Below are 17,804 nucleotides of genomic sequence, written 5' to 3'. Positions count from 1 at the left end.
TATTCTTTGCAATATCAACACCAATGTAAAACATAAAATCACCTAGCTTTAATATAAATTTAGATAGAGAAAGGACCCTCAAGAACTTTACGACAATCAAACCTCGTTAGATATACAGCAACGAAATGTGCTATCCAGCTCATACTAATAAGGACGTAAAGTAGAGGCGTAACCCTTAATTAGGAAGACAAGCTTCAAGGAGGAAAGCTACGACCTCTATCTATACAATCATTATCCCATAAGAAAGTGGGATTTAGAATAAAATGTAGTATTTATTACTACAACTATATTATACGAGGAGGATTTATGTTTTATATTAACAGACCTAAAAAAATAATTTCTCAAGGTAGTTCATTTGAAGTTTCTAATTTGATAGTTAATTATGAAGATAAGAAATTAAATAGTGTAATTGATAGATTATATAAAAAATATACTAATTATTTTGGATTAGATATTTATGATAAAAAAGAAAAACTAATAGTATCGTTAAAAATAGATGAAAGTAATCATTTTGATAATATTGAAAATAGCGAAGTATATTATATTAATTCAAAAATTAATTCTATAGAAATTATTGCTAAAAATTCTCGTGGATTGATTTCTGCTTTTACAAATTTAATATATAATGCCATTCTCAATAAATCTTTTTATGAATATGAAATAATAGACTTTCCTGACATAATGGAACGTAGAGTACATCTGGATTGTGGAAGAAAGTTCTTCACTAAAGATTGGATAATTAATTTACTTGATTTTATGTCTGATTTAAACTTGAACACTCTAAATTTCCATTTCTCTGATAATAGAGGTTATAGAATTGAATCAAATATTGCACCTGAAATAGTTTCAAAAGATGGCTATTTAACATTTAATGATGTTTCAGAAATTCTTGAACATGCTAAAAATCTAAGTATTAAAATAATCCCCTCTTTTGATACTCCAGGTCACGTGGACCATATATTAAATATTCATCCTGAATTCGCATTAAAATCTATTAATGGAAACCCTTCAAAAATAGCTCTTGATATCACATCACACAAAGCTATAGATTTTATAAAATCCTTATATTTAGAGCATTTATCCATTTTTGATGAACAAGAAGAATTTCATATTGGTGGTGATGAATTTATGGAATTCCATAAAAACGAATTTATAAATGAATATCAACCTGTGCTTGATAATTTTGCTAAAGAAAAATATGGAGAAAAATATTCTTGGAAAGATGCCTTTGTTGGATATATAAATGATATATATGAATTATTTACATCCCACTCTAAAAAAGTTCGTATTTGGAATGATGGTATATTTTACGGAGAAAACAATCCAGATATTCCTAAACAGTTAATCGAACCTTCAAAAGATATAAATATTGATTATTGGTGTATAATGTCCTGGACTAAAAATGTCGCTCCTTTAGATACATTTATTAATAAAGATTATAAAAATATTTATAATTCAAATTCTGATTATTTATACTATGTATTGAGAGAAGATATTCCTGAGGATGGACGTCCTATGCATTCGTGGAATTTTAAAAATGCTTACAAAAAAATATTTAATGAATGGAGTCCTGGTAAATTCAGCGGAACTACCCTTGATGATAAAAGTCCACTAATCAAAGGTTCTAGCATTTCAATATGGTGTGATAATCAAAATATTGCAAGTGAAGATAAAGTATTTGAAGATATAATTAAGGAATTTATTGTTTTTTCTCTAATTACCTACGATGTAAATAAGAGTAATTCAAATTATATCGTTGAAAATATTGAAAATTTAGTCCCTTTATTTAAGATGAATTAATTTCATTAAAATTAATATATATATTTGTTGTAATTATTCTTGTTAAAATAAATATTGACAATAGATTCTTATGGGAGTATAATAATCATTGTCAGCTCGATTAGCTCAGTCGGTAGAGCAGCAGACTCTTAATCTGTGGGCCCAGGGTTCGAATCCCTGATCGAGCACCAACAAATATAAAAAACACTCTAAATTTTTTAGAGTGTTTTTTTCTTATATATATTCAAAAATCAATATTTATTAATCTAAACTAAATTGAGAATTATACAGTTCTGCATAAAATCCATTTTTATCTAAAAGTTCTTCATGAGTTCCTTGTTCTATTATATTCCCCTCATTCATAACTAATATTAAATCAGAATTTATAATTGTTGAAAGTCTATGCGCTATGATAAATGACGTTTTACCTACCATTAATTTATCCATCGCTTCTTGAATTACTTCTTCTGTACGAGTATCTACATTAGAAGTCGCTTCATCAAGTATTAAAAATGGTGCATTTTTGAGCATACCACGAGCTATTGTCAATAATTGTCTTTGACCAGCTGAAACTGAATCAGAATCTTTAATTACTGTATCAAATCCTTCTGGTAATGTTTTAATAAAATGCTCCAATCCAATAAATTGCGCTAATGTTTTAAGCTCTGAATCATTTATATTTTCCATATTATACACAATATTTTCTCTAATTGTTCCATGAAATAGCCAAGTATCTTGCAGTATCATTGTAAACAATTGGTGTATATTTTCTCTAGAAATATCTTTTATTGAAACACCATCAATTTTTATATCTCCATCACTTATTTCATAGAATTTCATCAAAAGATTTACCATAGTAGATTTCCCTGCACCTGTAGGACCAACAATAGCTATCTTTTGTCCAGGTAGAGCTTTTGCAGAAAAACCTTTAATTGTAGGTTTATCATTTGTAGGATATTGAAATACAACTTCTTCAAATTCTATTTCTCCTTTTACTTTAATCGGATCTAAATATTTCATATTCTCTTCTTTTGGAAGCTCTTTTTCTTCTAAAAACTCAAATACACGATCTGATGCTGCAGATGATGATTGAATTGAAGATGATACTTGAGCCATTGAAGTAAGAGAATTTGTAAATGTTCTTACATAAATCATAAATGCAACAATTACCCCAAAAGTAATTATATCCTTAGTAGCAAGTATAGCTCCTACTATCGATACAGCTAGATATCCAAAATTACCTATAAAAGTCATTAGTGGTGGTATCAATCCTGACAGAAATTTTGATTTTAATGAAGCATCATAAAATTTATCATTTAAATCATTAAATGTATTCATAGATTCATCTTTTGCATTATAAACTTTTATAATTTCTAGACCAGAAACCATTTCCTCTATATGACCATTAAGATTTCCCAATTGCTTTTGTCTTTCAGTAAAGAATTTTTGAGACTTTGAAAGTATAAGACCTGTAGCCAAAAATCCTAACAATGAAGAAAGCACTGCAACTATAGTAAGTAAAATATTCGTATATATCATCATTACAACTGAACCGATTAAAAGAGCAATTGATATAGTTATAGAGCCAATTGAATCATTTAAACTTTGAGCTATAGTATCAACATCATTTGTCATTCTAGATAGAATGTCCCCTACTTTATTTTGATCAAAATAATTTAAAGGTAATTTATTCATTTTATTAGAAACATTATTTCGTAATTTATTCGCATAATTATTGACTATCTCTGAAATTAGAATCGCTGAAACAAAATTTGCAATCATAGATAATATATATATTAGAGCTATTATTGTAGCAATTTTCCATATTTTATCAAGATTTATTTTTGGTTCAATAATTTCTGTAATATCTTCAGGTAGTTCACGATAAATATCTAAAAGTTCTTGTTGTTGTTCCTCTGGAACATCTGATTTATCTATATTATCTTTATCAACATCTTGAAATTTTTTCATAACTTCAAGATATTTCTGTTGATTTTCTAAAGTGATTTTAGTTCCTTTATATTCTATTTCTCCAGGCTTTTCTAATTGTAAATTAGAAAATATTACTTTACTTAAATCTTCCATTTTTTTATTATCTATATTTAGAGAAGAAGAAATTTCATCTGTTAATTTTGATAATTGATTTGGAGCTGATGTAGTTAAAATTGCAGAAACTATCGCAAGTGATAAAGCTATTATTAGTAAACCTTTATATTCCTTAATTTGAGCAATATTTTTGGCGAAGGATTTAAATATATTAACTCTTTTTTTATCTTGTTTTTGCATTTAATTCCTCCTCTGACAATTGTGATAAAGCGATTTCTCTATATAAATTACTTGTTTCCCAAAGTTCTTTATGTGTTCCTTTAGCTACCACTTTTCCATCATCTAAAAGAATTATTTTATCAGCATTTAGAATCGAACCTACTCTAGATGAAATTAATATTGTAATTGCATTTTTAGTATTTTCTTCTAATGCTTTTCTTAAAGTTGATTCTGTTTTAAAATCTAAAGCAGAAAATGTATCATCGAAAATAAATATTTCTGGTTTTCTTGCAATAGCTCTTGCTATAGAAAGTCTTTGTTTTTGTCCACCGGAAACATTTGTTCCACCCCTTGATATCATATTATTATATTTATCATCCATTTCTTCTACAAAATCTTTTGCTTGGGCTACTTCTATTGCATTTTTAACATCATCAAATGTTTTTTGATAATGACTTTCTCCAAATTTTATATTATCTTCAACAGACATATTAAAAAGCACTGCCCTTTGTGGAACATATCCTAATTTATTATTTAATGATTTTTCAGTAAATTCTCTAATGTCTACACTATCTATTAATATTTCTCCATCAGTAACTTCATAAAATCTAGTAATTAGTTTAGCAATAGTTGATTTTCCAGAACCTGTTTGACCTATAATAGCAACCGTATCTCCTTTATCTGCGCTAAATGATATATCTTTAAGCACATATTCTTGAGCGTCTGGATATTTGAATGATACATTATTAAATTCTATATTTTGTGTTTTATAATCAGCATCAACTGCACCTTCAATTACGGATATTTCAGAATCTAGTACTTCATTTATCCTTCTTAAGGATATTGCAGATCTAGTATATACCACTAAAATAATAGCCATCATTAAAAATGCCATTAATATTTGAATAGCATATGCTGAGAATACAATCATATCGCCGAAAACAGTAATTTTATCTGGTAAAGTTCTTACACTTATCATTTGTGAACCTATTAGATAAATAGCAAGTGTTAAAATATTCATAACAAACATCATTAAAGGTTGTGTAATAGCAAATGATTTTTGTGTGAATTTTAAAAGTCTTGTTAATTCATCATTTACTTTTTTCGTTTTCTTTTGTTGATACTTTTCAGCATTAAATGCTCTTACTACACGAATTCCAGTAATATTCTCTCTAGTAACTTCATTTAAACTATCAATATTTTTCTGTACTTTTTCATATTTTGGCATAACAAAAACAGTTAATAAAATTACTGAAATTATGACAACTGCTACAGCTACAGCAGTAGCTAATGTCCACTCTATTCCTTTGCCTGAAATTTTAGTTAATGCCCAAATTGCAAGTATTGGAGATCTAAAAAATACATTTATACCAAATCCCATAAACATCTCTACTTGAGTGATATCATTTGTAGTTCTTGTTATTAAACTTGCGGGTGTAAATTTATCTATATCTTCTTGCGATAAATTTTGAATTTTATTAAAAAGTAAATATCTCAAGTTATTTGCTACTTTTGATGAAAATTTCGCAATTAAGTATCCAGAGATTACTGCTAAGGCTAAAGCTGCAAAGGCAGCTGATAACATGTATATACCATTTATTAAAATTTCATTTATATTACTTCCAGGAGTTTGTACAAGTCTTGTAACTTCTGACATAAAATCTGGAATTAAAAGTTCAAAATAGGCTTGTCCAAATATCAATATTCCAACAGCAAGTAAGATAGAATATTCCCTAGCCTCTAATCTTTTTATTATTTTTATCATATTAACTCCATTCCCCAGCATAGCTGGATATATTAAACACTTGGCTAAATTTGAAATTTTATAAAATCAAGCATTGTTTTAATATACAAAGCTTGATTTTATCTTAAATATTTTATATAATTGATAAGTATCTTATATGGCGGCATAGCCAAGTGGTAAGGCATAGGTCTGCAACACCTCGATCACCGGTTCAAATCCGGTTGCCGCCTCCAATATAAAGTGAATCAGTGTTATTTCTGATTCACTTTTTTATTTTAAATGTTTATTTTATCATCAAATTCTTTAAAATTTGATATTATCCATTTTTTCTTTGATTTATTATACCATAAATTATTATTGCTGCTGATGTTGAAGCGTTTAATGATTCTGTCTTTCCATACATAGGAATTTTAACCAAATCATCACATTTTTCTTTAGTAAGTCTTGAAATACCCTTACCTTCATTTCCTATAACTATACCAATTTTTCCAGCATAATCTATTTCGTCATAATATTTATCTGTATGACCATCTGCTCCATAAATCCAATATCCTCTATCTTTAAGAGTATCAATTGTTTGATTAATATTTGTAACCATACAAACTCTCATAAAACTCGTAGCTCCTGCAGATGTTTTGTGAACTGTATGATTTACAGATGCTGCTCTATGTTTTGGAATTATTACACCTGTTGCTCCAGCAGCTTCTGACGTTCTTATAATAGCTCCTAGATTGTGAGGATCCGTTATTTCATCAAGTATAATTATCAATGGATCTTTATTTTGTTTTTCTCCATAATCTAATATTTCTTCTAAAGTATAGTATTTATAGTCTTTTGCTAGGAGTAAAACACCTTGATGATTTTGAAAATTTGAAAGTTTATCGAGTTTTTTCTTATCTATATATTCTATATTCAAATTTTTTTTCTTAGCTATTTTAATAATTTTATTAAATTTTTCATTTTTTATTTCCTTTTGAATATATAACTTCTCAAAATCATTCATATTTTCTAAATATTCAAATACAGAATTTCTTCCAAATATTAAATCTGACATATTAACCTCAAACTCTCTTCCAAACTACTCCTGTTGGAGTGTCTTTAAGCTCTATTCCCATTTGATGTAATTTATCTCTTATTTCATCAGCTTTTTTAAAATCTTTTTCTTTTCTTGCATTAGTTCTTTCTTCGATTAAGTTTTCAATTTCTTCATCTAGATTTTCTTTTACAAAGCTTATTCCTAAAACATCTAAAAGTGTAGAAAATTTTTCTTTCGCATAAATCATATCTTTTGTTGAAGATTTATTATTAAAATTAGAATTTATATATCTTGCAAGTTCATAAATACTTGTTAGTGCATTTGAAGTATTAAAATCATCATCCATTGCATTTTCAAATTCAATAACAAATTTATCTATCTCTGATTTTACTTCATTATTCAATTCTGAATTATTTGTAGAATAATCAATATTTCTTTCCAAATCTTCAAATGAATTTTGAAGTCTATTGTACCCATTTTTGATTGCATCAAGATTTTCTTTAGAAAAATCAAGCGGAGTTCTATAATGTCCAGAGATTAACCACATACGTACAATTATCAAATCATACTCTTTTTCTATATCATGAATTGTAAAGAAATTACCTAATGATTTACTCATTTTCTCTTTATCAACAGTAATCATTGAATTATGCATCCAATAATTTGCAAAAGGCTTTCCATTAAGAGTTTCTGATTGTGCTATTTCATTTTCATGATGTGGAAATTGTAAATCTTCTCCGCCACCATGAATATCTATAGTATCTCCTAAAATATTATTTGCCATTGTTGAGCATTCAATATGCCATCCTGGTCTTCCTTTACCCCATGGGCTATCCCAAGCAGGTTCATTTTCATTTTTTTGTTTTTTCCATAAAGCAAAATCTAAAGGATTCCTTTTAGATTTATCTATTTCTACCCTTGAACCAGCTTTCAAATCATCTATATTTTTCTTTGATAATTTTCCATAATCTTTTGCACTATCTATATTGAAATAAACAGTAGTATCAGTATCATAAGCTGCATCTTTATTTTCAAGCTCTTTTATAAAAGTAATCATTTTATCTATATAATCTGTAGCTTTTGATTTTATGATTTTGTCTACATCTACATTTAAACTTTTAGCGTTATCTAAAAAAGCCTTAGAATATTTTTTAGTTATTTCTCTAAAGTCTACATTTTCTTCAATTGCACGATTAATTATTTTATCATCAATATCTGTAATATTCATTACAAATGCTACTTCATAATTTTTATACTCGAAGTATCTTCTCAAAGTATCAAAAAAAACAAGTGGTCGTGCATTCCCTATATGAATATAGTTGTATACAGTCGGACCACATACATACATCTTTACTTTATTTTTTTCTATAGTCTTAAATTCTTCTTTTTTTCTTGTAAGTGTGTTATAAATTTTCATAATATACCTCATAATAATTATAGCATATATATTAGATCTAAAATATTTGCCAAAAATTAAATTAATAAATTATAGATTGATTTCTATACCATCTTTTATTTAATCATAACTATTAAGTATGTTATAATAAAAATAAAGTGTATTGTTTAATACAGGAGGAAATATGAAAAAGATAATCCTATTATTATTCGTTTTAATATTGGTGTCTTGTAATTCTAAAGTTGATGAAACAACAATCGAAACTAATAGAGAAACAATAATTGAAACCAATCAACAAGAAACAGAAAAAGAAAATAAAGTTGAATCTGAAAAAGAAAATAAAGTTGAATCTGAAAAAGAAAATAAAGTTGAATCTGAAAAAGAAAATAAAGTTGAATCTGAAAAAGAAACTCAAATTGAATCTGAAAAAGAAACTCAGATTAAATCTGAAAATTCAAATGATATGATGCAAATAGCTTTATATTTTGTGAAAGATAATGGGAAGGATTTTTATCTTAAAAGAGAAATTCACGAAACCCCTAAAACTGAAGCAGTAGCGAGAAAAGCTTTAGAACTTTTAATAAATGCTAAAATCAAAGATAAAGATGCTGTGAGACCTATTCCTGAAGATACAAAAGTACTTGGAATTTCAATTAATGACGGAATAGCTACAGTAGACTTTAGTAAAGAAATTAAAGCTTTCAATGCAGGACATTCTCTTGAAGCGGTATCTATTCAAGCTATTACAAATACCTTAACTGAGTTTAACACTATTAATCAAGTTAAAATTTTAGTAGAAGGAAAAGAAGCTGGTAATCTTTGGGGACATGTTGATATTACAGATCTAAAACTTAATAGAAATTTAGACTCAGTATATGAGCCTTCTATTTGGGTAACTAATATAAAAGAAAATGATTTATTAACTAATAAAACTTCTATAAAAGGAAGTATGAGCCTATTTGAAAACACTATGAATTACAGACTCTATGATGAGAACGGAAATATTATATCTGAACACTACGTAAATGGTAAGTTAAATGGATTAACTAGAGCTGATTTTGATTTCACAATAGATTTTAAAACTCCAAATTCTGATAAAGGAAAATTACAATTATTTGCTATCAGTGCAAAAGATGGTAGTGAATTTGGACATGTTGATATAAATATTAGATTTAAATAATTGATAATAAATAAAACATCTGCTTTTAATATAAAAGCAGATGTTTTTATATTTAATTTCCCATTATTCTAACACGTTTTTCATACAATTTTCTATTGATATAATAGGATATTAGTCCCAAAATAATCATTGCAAATAATTGAGCAAATGGTATATATAATATATTGTTTGATATATTCTCGAAATCAATATATTGACTCGGTATAAATACCATTAAAAATAATAATAAAATTGCTATAACTAAAACTATCATTCCCTGAAATCCCTTAATAGCTTCTTGAGGATTATCCCAATCTGCCTTTACAAATAATATTCCTATTATTAATGTAATTGCGCTCATAGACATAGCTACAACAATATTTGTAATTAATACTGTAATTACCGCTAATAATTGAAATCTTATTATGAATAGCATTATTAAGAGAATAGGAGCTGAAGCTATCATTATAATAACAGTAGATGCTAATATTCTTCCTAGTAATTGATCATCCGTCTTTATAGGAAATATCTTCATCATCCAAAGATTTTTTCCTTCTCTTGAAAATGTAGTAGATGTAATTTCTGATCCAGATGCTATAAATGTGGTAACTACTATAGTAATTAATATTGATAGTGATATGGTCGCCATCACAGGACTATAGAAAATATTAATTATCATATCATAACCCATATAAATCTTATCCAATATATCCGAAATACTTACACCTTCCTCACTTATTTGCATGATAACTGGTACTACCATAAATATAATCATAATTAATCCAAAAAATAATTTATTTACAGCATACATTCCGTTTTTTATAATATTTTTAAAATCTTTTATTGCGATTTCCATAAGAGTTGATCTCGTTACATCTTTTGTTTTTATTTTCTTGTTTTGTATTGTATTTGCAGATAATACTCCCTCAATCATCATATTTGAAAATAACTTTATTAATATATATGTAAGTAATACAGATAATACTATTAATCCAAGCATATATAGTAGACTCACAACAATTGAATTAGTTGTTAAAGCTATTTGAACCATTTTTAAATGTGGTAAATAATTTGCCAAAGATCCTGAGTAATTTCCTGCTTTTCCAATTATTTCATTTCCACCTTCAATAAATGAATCTGATTGTATTATTAATTGAAATCCAATAAATAACACAAAGAATAATACATATGAAATATATTTTAATATACTTTTTAATCTTGTACTTCTATTTATATATTTCATGATAAATATTACAAATATTGACAAAATATCTACGGTAATTACCGATAAAAGAATTATTGATAGTAATCCACCTAAATAAAACAATACTCCCTTATTCATCCCAATTCCATATTTTATTAATACAGGAATAGTAATTACTACAGAAAAAGTCAATGCGGATCCTATTAAATAGATAATCCTACTTAATAATAAATCTTCATGCTTAATAGGTAATCTAAGCAATATCTTCATTTCATTTGAAAAATATATTTTACTAATTATAAATGGTGTGACAAAAAATATAGTCATCATTATAAAAGGTGAAAATCCCATCATCAAGAATTGGGTTTCTTTACCTTGAGATTTAAATATATCAAATGAACCAAGCATATATGTCATAAAAAGTACTACATAAAATATGCCTAATACATATAAAAATATTTTTGCAAAAAATTTATTTCTCGTCTTTTTATTTTTCATTATTGCTTTAAAATCAGAATAAAAGCCAAGATCTCTTTTTATTATTTCTATAACATTCATCATTTTGTCATCTCCAAGAATAGTTTTTCTAAATCTCCCTCATAAGATTGTAATGACTTCAATTCTTCAATTGTACCTTGGAATATTAATTCCCCTTTTTTAATTATAATTATTCTATCTACTATTTTTTCTACAACGTCCATGACATGTGATGAAAAGAATACAGATTTACCACGCTGAGTCCTTTCACGCATTAGTTCTTTTAAATTGTATGCAGCTTGTGGATCAAGTCCCACCATTGGTTCATCAAGCATCAATACCTCAGGATCATGAATTAAAGCTGAAATAAGTGCTATTTTTTGCTTCATACCATGAGAATATCCTGAAATCATAGTATCTAAATCATCAGTTATCCCAAACATATCTGCAAGCTCTGTAAGTCTTTTGTCTCTATCTTCTTTAGACACGTCATAAATATTTGAAACAAAATATACAAATTTTCTTCCTGTCATATCTTCAAAAATCTCAGGATTATCTGGTAAAAATGCTATCTTTTTCTTAGCTTCAATAGAATTTTCAAGCATGTTAATTCCATCTATTTCAGCACTACCACTAGTTGAATTAATTAATCCTACTAACATATTTAATGTAGTGGTTTTACCAGAACCATTTGGTCCTAAAAATCCTAGTATCTCTCCATCCCTTATTTCAAAACTAATACTATTTACAGCTAGTTTTTTATCATATTTTTTGCTTAAATTACTTACTTTTATCATCAATTGTCTCCTAAATAGTTATAAGATTGTTATAAAATAATCTATAGGCTTATAATATCGTATTTTTTGTTTTTTTACAATTAACAAATTCTTATAAAAAAAATGAGATTTAATAAATCCCATTTTTCTCAATTATTATTAAAAATTATCAAGTACAAAATTAATTCTATCTATGATACCTTTATTTCCTAATATCATAAATATATGAAGCATTTCTGGACCGTGTTCTGATCCTGTTAAAGCTGAACGAACTGGGAAAAATAATGATTTTCCTTTTATACCTGTTTCTTTTTGAACTTTTTTCATAATTGTTTTTGCAAGTTCTTCATTCATTTCTTCATTTTCAAGAATATTTTTTAATGTCTTTAAAACAGTATGAGCTTCTTCACTTTCAAGATTTTGAAAAACTTCACTATAGAAGTTTTTATCTTCAAAATTCTCAAATATAAATCCTGCAAGTGATGTAATTTCAGAAAATCTATTCAATGCTGTCTTAAATGTAGATGCTAATTCATTTATTGTTTCTTCTTCTACATTTTCATCAATCAATCCTGCATCTAATAGATATGGTTTTATTTCAGAAGCTAAATCTTCATCTGACATTTCCTTTATATATTGACTATTTACCCAATCAAGTTTTTGTTCGTCAAATACTCCACCAGATTTTGAAACTCTATCAAATGAAAACTGTTGTATAAGTTCATCATGAGAAAGTATTTCTTGATTTGAATCTGGAGACCATCCAACAAGTGCAATATAATTAATTAAAGCATCTCTTAAATAACCTTTTTTCTTGAAGTCTTCAACAGAAACATCTGCATTTCTCTTAGATAATTTTTTCTTATCTTTACCTAAAACTGTTGGAAGATGAACAAATGTAGGTGCTTCCCATCCAAATGCTTCATATAGATATACATGTTTTGGTGTGGATGATACCCATTCATCACCACGAACTACATGTGTGATTTTCATTAAATGATCATCTACAACTACAGCAAAATGATAAGTTGGGAATCCATCAGATTTCATTAAAACTTGATCATCCATATCTGAAGTATTTATAGATAAATTTCCTTTAATAGCATCTTTGAAATGAATATCTTTATTTGCTGGTAATTTAATTCTAACTACATGTTCTTCGCCAGCTTTTACTCTTTCTTCAGCTTCTTCTCTTGAAATCCCTCTACACAGCCCATCATATCTTGGCATTAAACCATCTGCTTTTTGTTGTTCTCTTAAATTATCTAATCTTTCTTGAGAACAGAAGCAATAATATGCTTTATCTTCATCTAAGAGTTTTTGAATATATTCTTTATAGACACCTTCTTTTACTCTCTCAGATTGGATATATGGACCATATGGTCCCTTTTCAATAACTTGATTATTTTCATCTAAAAATACACCTTCATCATATTCAAGACCTGCCCATTGCATGACATTAATTAAGTTTTCTAATGCCCCTTCCACATATCTTGTTCTATCTGTATCTTCAATTCTTAAAATGAACTTTCCGCCATTATGTCTGGCAAATAAATAATTATATAAAGCAGTTCTTAAGCCACCTATATGCACATATCCTGTTGGAGATGGTGCAAATCTTACTCTAATTTCTTCTGACACGATTCCTCCATTTACTCATTATTCAGTTAAAGTAATACTTACATTATCTAAACTTTGTATTAGTTCAGGTTTTATATTAATCCCATCCAATTTAACTGATGGTCTAATATGTGATGTACCTGACTCTTTGTTTTTTAAATCTACAATTAATTTAATATTTTCAGTTTTAATCTTATCCAAATCATCCTGGAAACCTATGAGGTTTATTTTTATAGTATTTGAGTTTATAACCACATTCTTATTTTGCGGTTTATTTAATACTTCAATTTGATTTTTTGGTATTTCAAGTGTTTTGTTTATTTTTTTGTGAACAACTAAATTTATTGAATAATCTGACTCATTGGAAACTAAAGATATATCTGATGGCAATATAAATTTTATAGGCACCGTTTTTGATTGAGTTAATTTTTCAATATTAATATCTTGCGTTTCAATCGAATTAATCTTATCTATAGCTTCTTTTGGTCCTTTAATCAATACTGTTGATTTATTTAATTCAGCACTATCAATCTTATAATTATCATCAATTTCGCCTACAATATTTTTATTAATCGTAACTTCTTTTTGTTTGTTTACTACAGCTACTATATTAACAAAATCTTGGCCATAGGTTAACTTATCTATAGTTTCACCTTTTTCATCTATTGCTCTCACATCTTTATTAATATTGATATTTTCTTGAAGATTTGATAAATCTAAATCAGTAACCACTTTTGATATTCTATCAATATTTGATCTCGGACCTCTAATAGTAATACTATTAGGGATTACTTGTCTTGATTCAAGCATATAATCTTCAGGAAGATTCCCTACATTTTGTATTTCTACAGGAAATTCTCTATTAATAATTTTCTCTATATTAACATCAATAGAATTTTGGTAATCTTCAATACTAATACCATCAGGAAGTATATAATTCAATCTAACGTTATTTAATCCCTCTTTTAATCCTTGAAAATCTGCAGTAACTCTAATATGCGAGTTTGTTATATTGATTATCCTATTTCTTTGACCAACTAAAGTTATATCTACAGTTTTTTGAGTATTTGAATCTATCATTAAATTGTCTGCTGACAAATCTTCTGTATTTTCGAATACAATTGGAACCGATGATAATTTTACTGGTATTGATGGATTTGTACTTGCAATTATATATGACCACATGAATATAGCTATTATTAGTGAAAGAAGTTTAATTTTCCAGTTTTTCTTCAGTATTTCCATCATCTACTCCTCTCACTCTTCTTGTTAATATATTTTCTTCTTCAATATATAATTTATTAATCATTTCTCTCAGAGTTTCTGGGTCGATATTTCTAGATAATTGTGAATTATGAACAGTAGATATTACTCCTGTTTCCTCAGAAACCACTATTATAAATGCATCCGATTTTTCACTCATACCTAATGCAGCTCTATGTCTTGTACCTAATTCTTTTGAAATTGTATAATTCTCTGAAAGTGGTAAGAAGCATCCCGCTGCTAGAATTTTATCTTCTTTTATAACAACAGCCCCGTCATGAAGTGGTGAATTTGGGAAGAAAAGATTAATTAATAATTCTGAAGATAATTCTGAATTAAGCTTAGTTCCAGTTTCTACAATATCTGTAAGACGAATTTCAAGCTCAATAACTATCAAAGCTCCTATTTTTTGTCTTGCAAGTGAAGCAACTGCACCTACTATATCATCAGTTTTGTAATCATTTATATTACTTCTTATCTTAGTTATCGATTTGAATAAATCATTGGTTCTACCTAATTTTTCAAATATTCTTCTCAATTCAGGTTGAAATACTACTACAATTAAAATCATACCCGCAGTAAATATATTTGAAATTAACCAATTAACTGTATACAATCTAAGACCTTGTGCGATTTTTGAAAATACAAAAATTATTAGCAATCCCTTAGCTAATTGTAAAGCCCTTGTCTCTTTCACAAGCAATATTATTTTGTATAAAATAAATGTCATAACCAATACGTCAATTACATCAGTAATTCGTATAGTTAAAAATATCATTTTTAAATCATTTAAAAAATCCACTTTTCACCACCTTTCAACATTTAATTTTATCACATTTTTTATTCAATATAAAATTGTAATATATAGTTTAATTTTTAATATTTCTTAATTAAAACTGTTAGACACCTTCTATCTCATTTACTTTTTTTGCAAGTCTATTGTGTATTGATTTCATCTCATCAAAATCAAATTCTCTTGGATTTAAATAATGTTGTGCATGCTCCATGATTTCAATCAATTCTTCATCATGTCTATTTTCTTCTTTTATTGTAGTAGCTTTTCTCATAGCTCTTCTAAGATTACTAAACATTGTCATTACAACATGTTCTTCCTTATTTTCTGCAAGAAGTCTACGCAGTTTCCATTCTTTGCTTGTAGGTGTAAGAATAGCCTTATTTGGAAAATACAATCCATTATCTTTTAAGATTCTAATAAATCCATATAAATCATCTTTAATGATATTTACAAATAGTAAAAACTCAATATCTATTGGGCTTGCGTCTTCAACTAAACAATGGCTGTAATCTTCAAATATTAAATCTTCTACCTTACAAAAAGTATGCTCATGAGAAACTTCAATTATTCTAAAATTTTTCTTTTTAGCTTCCTTTTGTAAAATTTCTAATCTTTCTCCTTCAATACCATAAATTAAAATTATTTGCTCTTCTGTATCAATAAATTTTCCCATTAAATACCTTAATCCTTTTTAACTAAATATTTTTCAATATATTCATCATATGTTATCTTTTCATCTCTATATGTTCCATCATCAAATATTTCAATAATTCTATTTGCAATTGAGTTCACAAATTGATGGTCAAGAGATGTAAACATTATATTTCCTTTATAGCTAATTAGACCATTATTCACTGCTTCAATTGACTCTAAATCCAAATGATTTGTTGGTTGATCTAAAATAATCATATTTGATGGTTCAACCATTATTTTAGAAAACATCATTCTAACTTTTTCTCCCCCGGAAAGAACTGAAGCATCTTTATATACTTCATCCCCTGAAAATAACATTTTCCCTAGGAAACCACGTATAAATTGTTCTGATTTTTCTTTTGAATATTGTCTCAACCAATCAACAAGATTTAAATTTACATTTTCAAAATATTCTGTATTATCTTTTGGGAAATATTCTTTAGAAATTGTCTGACCCCATTTGAAATTTTCTTGGTATTCTTCATCTTCTTTAGCAATAATTTCAAACAATTTTGTTATCGCTATTTCATTTCCTATGAAACCTATTTTATCTTCTTTTTCAACTCTAAAGCTTAAATTTTTGATTAATGGATTTCCATTTTGTTCTACATTTAAATTTTCTACTGTTAAAATTTCATTTCCAGCTTGTCTTGATAGTGTAAATCCGACAAATGGATATCTTCTTGATGATGGTTTAATATCATCAAGAGTTATTTTTTCTAATAACTTCTTTCTAAATGTAGCTTGTTTTGATTTAGATTTATTTGCGGAGAATCTTGAAATAAATTCTTTTAATGATTTTACTTGATCTTCCTTCTTTTTATTTTCTTCTTTAGCTAATTTTTCTGCTAATTTTGAAGATTCATACCAAAAATCATAATTACCTGTAAACATTCTGATTTTTGCAAAATCTATATCAACCATTACTGTACATACTTCATTTAAGAAATATCTATCATGAGATACTACTATTACTATTCCTTCAAAATTAATTAAAAACTCTTGCAACCAATAAACAGCTTTTAAATCAATACCATTTGTCGGCTCGTCAAGAAGCAATACATCTGGTTTACCATATAAAGCTTGAGCTAATAAAACTTTAATCTTATCAGATTCTTTTAAGTCCTTCATTTGCAAATTATGCTTTGAAACTTCAATTCCAAGTCCTTGAAGAAGTGTAGATGCTTCAGCTTCTGATTCATATCCACCTTTTTCTGCAAATTCAATTTCAAGCTCTGCAGCTTTTATTCCATCTTCATCACTAAAATCTTCCTTCATATAAATTGCATCTTTTTCTTTAGCAATTTTATATAACTCTTCGTCTCCCATTAAAACAGTATCTAAAACTTCATTTTCTTCAAATGCATAATGATCTTGATTTAATTTTGAAAGTTTTAGATTACCTTGGTACGAAACATGACCACTAGTTGGTTCTATTTCTCCTGATAAAATCTTTAAAAATGTTGATTTCCCTGCTCCATTTGCACCTATAATTCCATAACAATTACCTGGTGTAAATTGCAAATCAACTTCATCAAATAATTTTCTATCAGGAAGAATATAACTTAAATCATTTACATTAATCATACTAACTCC

General features: G+C 27.2%; 13 protein-coding genes and 2 tRNA genes. 4 read left to right on the top strand and 11 right to left on the bottom strand.

Translation table 11 applies throughout. The features are described from left to right. Positions 1–306: 306 nt before the first annotated feature. Together G534_RS07790 and G534_RS0103260 are read left to right on the top strand one after the other, a co-directional pair. Complete coding sequence (locus G534_RS07790) at positions 307–1,800, top strand: family 20 glycosylhydrolase (protein WP_051177404.1); 1,494 nt, start codon at positions 307–309, stop codon at positions 1,798–1,800. A 94-nt stretch (positions 1,801–1,894) separates the two neighbouring features. Then, positions 1,895–1,970 (top strand) — tRNA-Lys (locus tag G534_RS0103260). Between the two features lie 70 nt (positions 1,971–2,040). On the opposite strand, the gene G534_RS0103255 is transcribed toward G534_RS0103260, so the two are convergent. Together G534_RS0103255 and G534_RS0103250 are read right to left on the bottom strand one after the other, a co-directional pair. After that, entirely contained in the window at positions 2,041–4,065 is a 2,025-nt protein-coding gene (locus G534_RS0103255) for an ABC transporter ATP-binding protein (RefSeq protein WP_027347851.1), read from the bottom strand. Beyond that, on the bottom strand, positions 4,049–5,809 hold the full coding sequence (locus G534_RS0103250; protein WP_027347850.1) for an ABC transporter ATP-binding protein: 1,761 nt from the start codon (positions 5,807–5,809) through the stop codon (positions 4,049–4,051). The genes G534_RS0103255 and G534_RS0103250 overlap by 17 nt, the downstream gene beginning before the upstream one ends. A 138-nt stretch (positions 5,810–5,947) precedes the next feature. On the opposite strand from G534_RS0103250, the gene G534_RS0103245 reads away from it, so the two are divergent. Continuing rightward, positions 5,948–6,021 (top strand) — tRNA-Cys (locus tag G534_RS0103245). A gap of 83 nt (positions 6,022–6,104) precedes the next feature. Here the strand turns inward: G534_RS0103245 and rlmB are convergent. Next, on the bottom strand, positions 6,105–6,842 hold the full coding sequence (gene rlmB, locus G534_RS0103240; RefSeq protein WP_027347849.1) for a 23S rRNA (guanosine(2251)-2'-O)-methyltransferase RlmB: 738 nt from the start codon (positions 6,840–6,842) through the stop codon (positions 6,105–6,107). Between the two features lie 7 nt (positions 6,843–6,849). Beyond that, the gene (gene cysS, locus G534_RS0103235; RefSeq protein ID WP_027347848.1) at positions 6,850–8,241 is read right to left on the bottom strand and encodes a cysteine--tRNA ligase; all 1,392 of its coding nucleotides are present in this window, start codon (positions 8,239–8,241) and stop codon (positions 6,850–6,852) included. Between the two features lie 163 nt (positions 8,242–8,404). Between cysS and G534_RS07785 the strand changes: the two genes are divergently transcribed. Then, positions 8,405–9,400, top strand: a complete 996-nt coding sequence (locus G534_RS07785; protein ID WP_051177403.1) for a GerMN domain-containing protein — start codon at positions 8,405–8,407, stop codon at positions 9,398–9,400. A 52-nt stretch (positions 9,401–9,452) separates the two neighbouring features. On the opposite strand, the gene G534_RS0103225 is transcribed toward G534_RS07785, so the two are convergent. The 7 genes from G534_RS0103225 to G534_RS0103195 form a co-directional block, all read right to left on the bottom strand. Next, on the bottom strand, positions 9,453–11,144 hold the full coding sequence (locus G534_RS0103225; protein WP_027347847.1) for a putative ABC transporter permease subunit: 1,692 nt from the start codon (positions 11,142–11,144) through the stop codon (positions 9,453–9,455). Further along, entirely contained in the window at positions 11,141–11,857 is a 717-nt protein-coding gene (locus G534_RS0103220) for an ABC transporter ATP-binding protein (RefSeq protein ID WP_027347846.1), read from the bottom strand. Before G534_RS0103220 ends, G534_RS0103225 begins: the two co-directional genes overlap by 4 nt. A gap of 138 nt (positions 11,858–11,995) precedes the next feature. Next, positions 11,996–13,477: a glutamate--tRNA ligase gene (gltX, locus tag G534_RS0103215; protein ID WP_034595925.1), complete on the bottom strand. Its 1,482-nt coding sequence runs from the start codon at positions 13,475–13,477 to the stop codon at positions 11,996–11,998. Between the two features lie 18 nt (positions 13,478–13,495). Next, positions 13,496–14,701, bottom strand: a complete 1,206-nt coding sequence (locus tag G534_RS0103210; RefSeq protein ID WP_027347844.1) for a CdaR family protein — start codon at positions 14,699–14,701, stop codon at positions 13,496–13,498. Continuing rightward, complete coding sequence (cdaA, locus tag G534_RS0103205; RefSeq protein ID WP_027347843.1) at positions 14,670–15,521, bottom strand: diadenylate cyclase CdaA; 852 nt, start codon at positions 15,519–15,521, stop codon at positions 14,670–14,672. The genes G534_RS0103210 and cdaA overlap by 32 nt, the downstream gene beginning before the upstream one ends. 97 nt (positions 15,522–15,618) lie before the next feature. Next, positions 15,619–16,188 carry a DUF3783 domain-containing protein gene (locus G534_RS0103200; protein ID WP_027347842.1) on the bottom strand — a complete coding sequence of 190 codons (570 nt, stop codon included), beginning with the start codon at positions 16,186–16,188 and terminating at the stop codon, positions 15,619–15,621. 8 nt (positions 16,189–16,196) lie between these two features. After that, positions 16,197–17,795 (bottom strand): ABC-F family ATP-binding cassette domain-containing protein, encoded by a 1,599-nt coding sequence (locus G534_RS0103195; RefSeq protein ID WP_027347841.1) that lies wholly within the window; start codon positions 17,793–17,795, stop codon positions 16,197–16,199. Positions 17,796–17,804: the final 9 nt, after the last annotated feature.

Origin of the sequence: Helcococcus sueciensis DSM 17243 (assembly GCF_000423145.1) — a bacterium.
Classification (GTDB): domain Bacteria; phylum Bacillota; class Clostridia; order Tissierellales; family Peptoniphilaceae; genus Helcococcus; species Helcococcus sueciensis.
The sequence above is the reverse complement of the archived record's forward strand: the minus strand, read 5'-3'. Positions and strand labels throughout refer to the sequence as shown.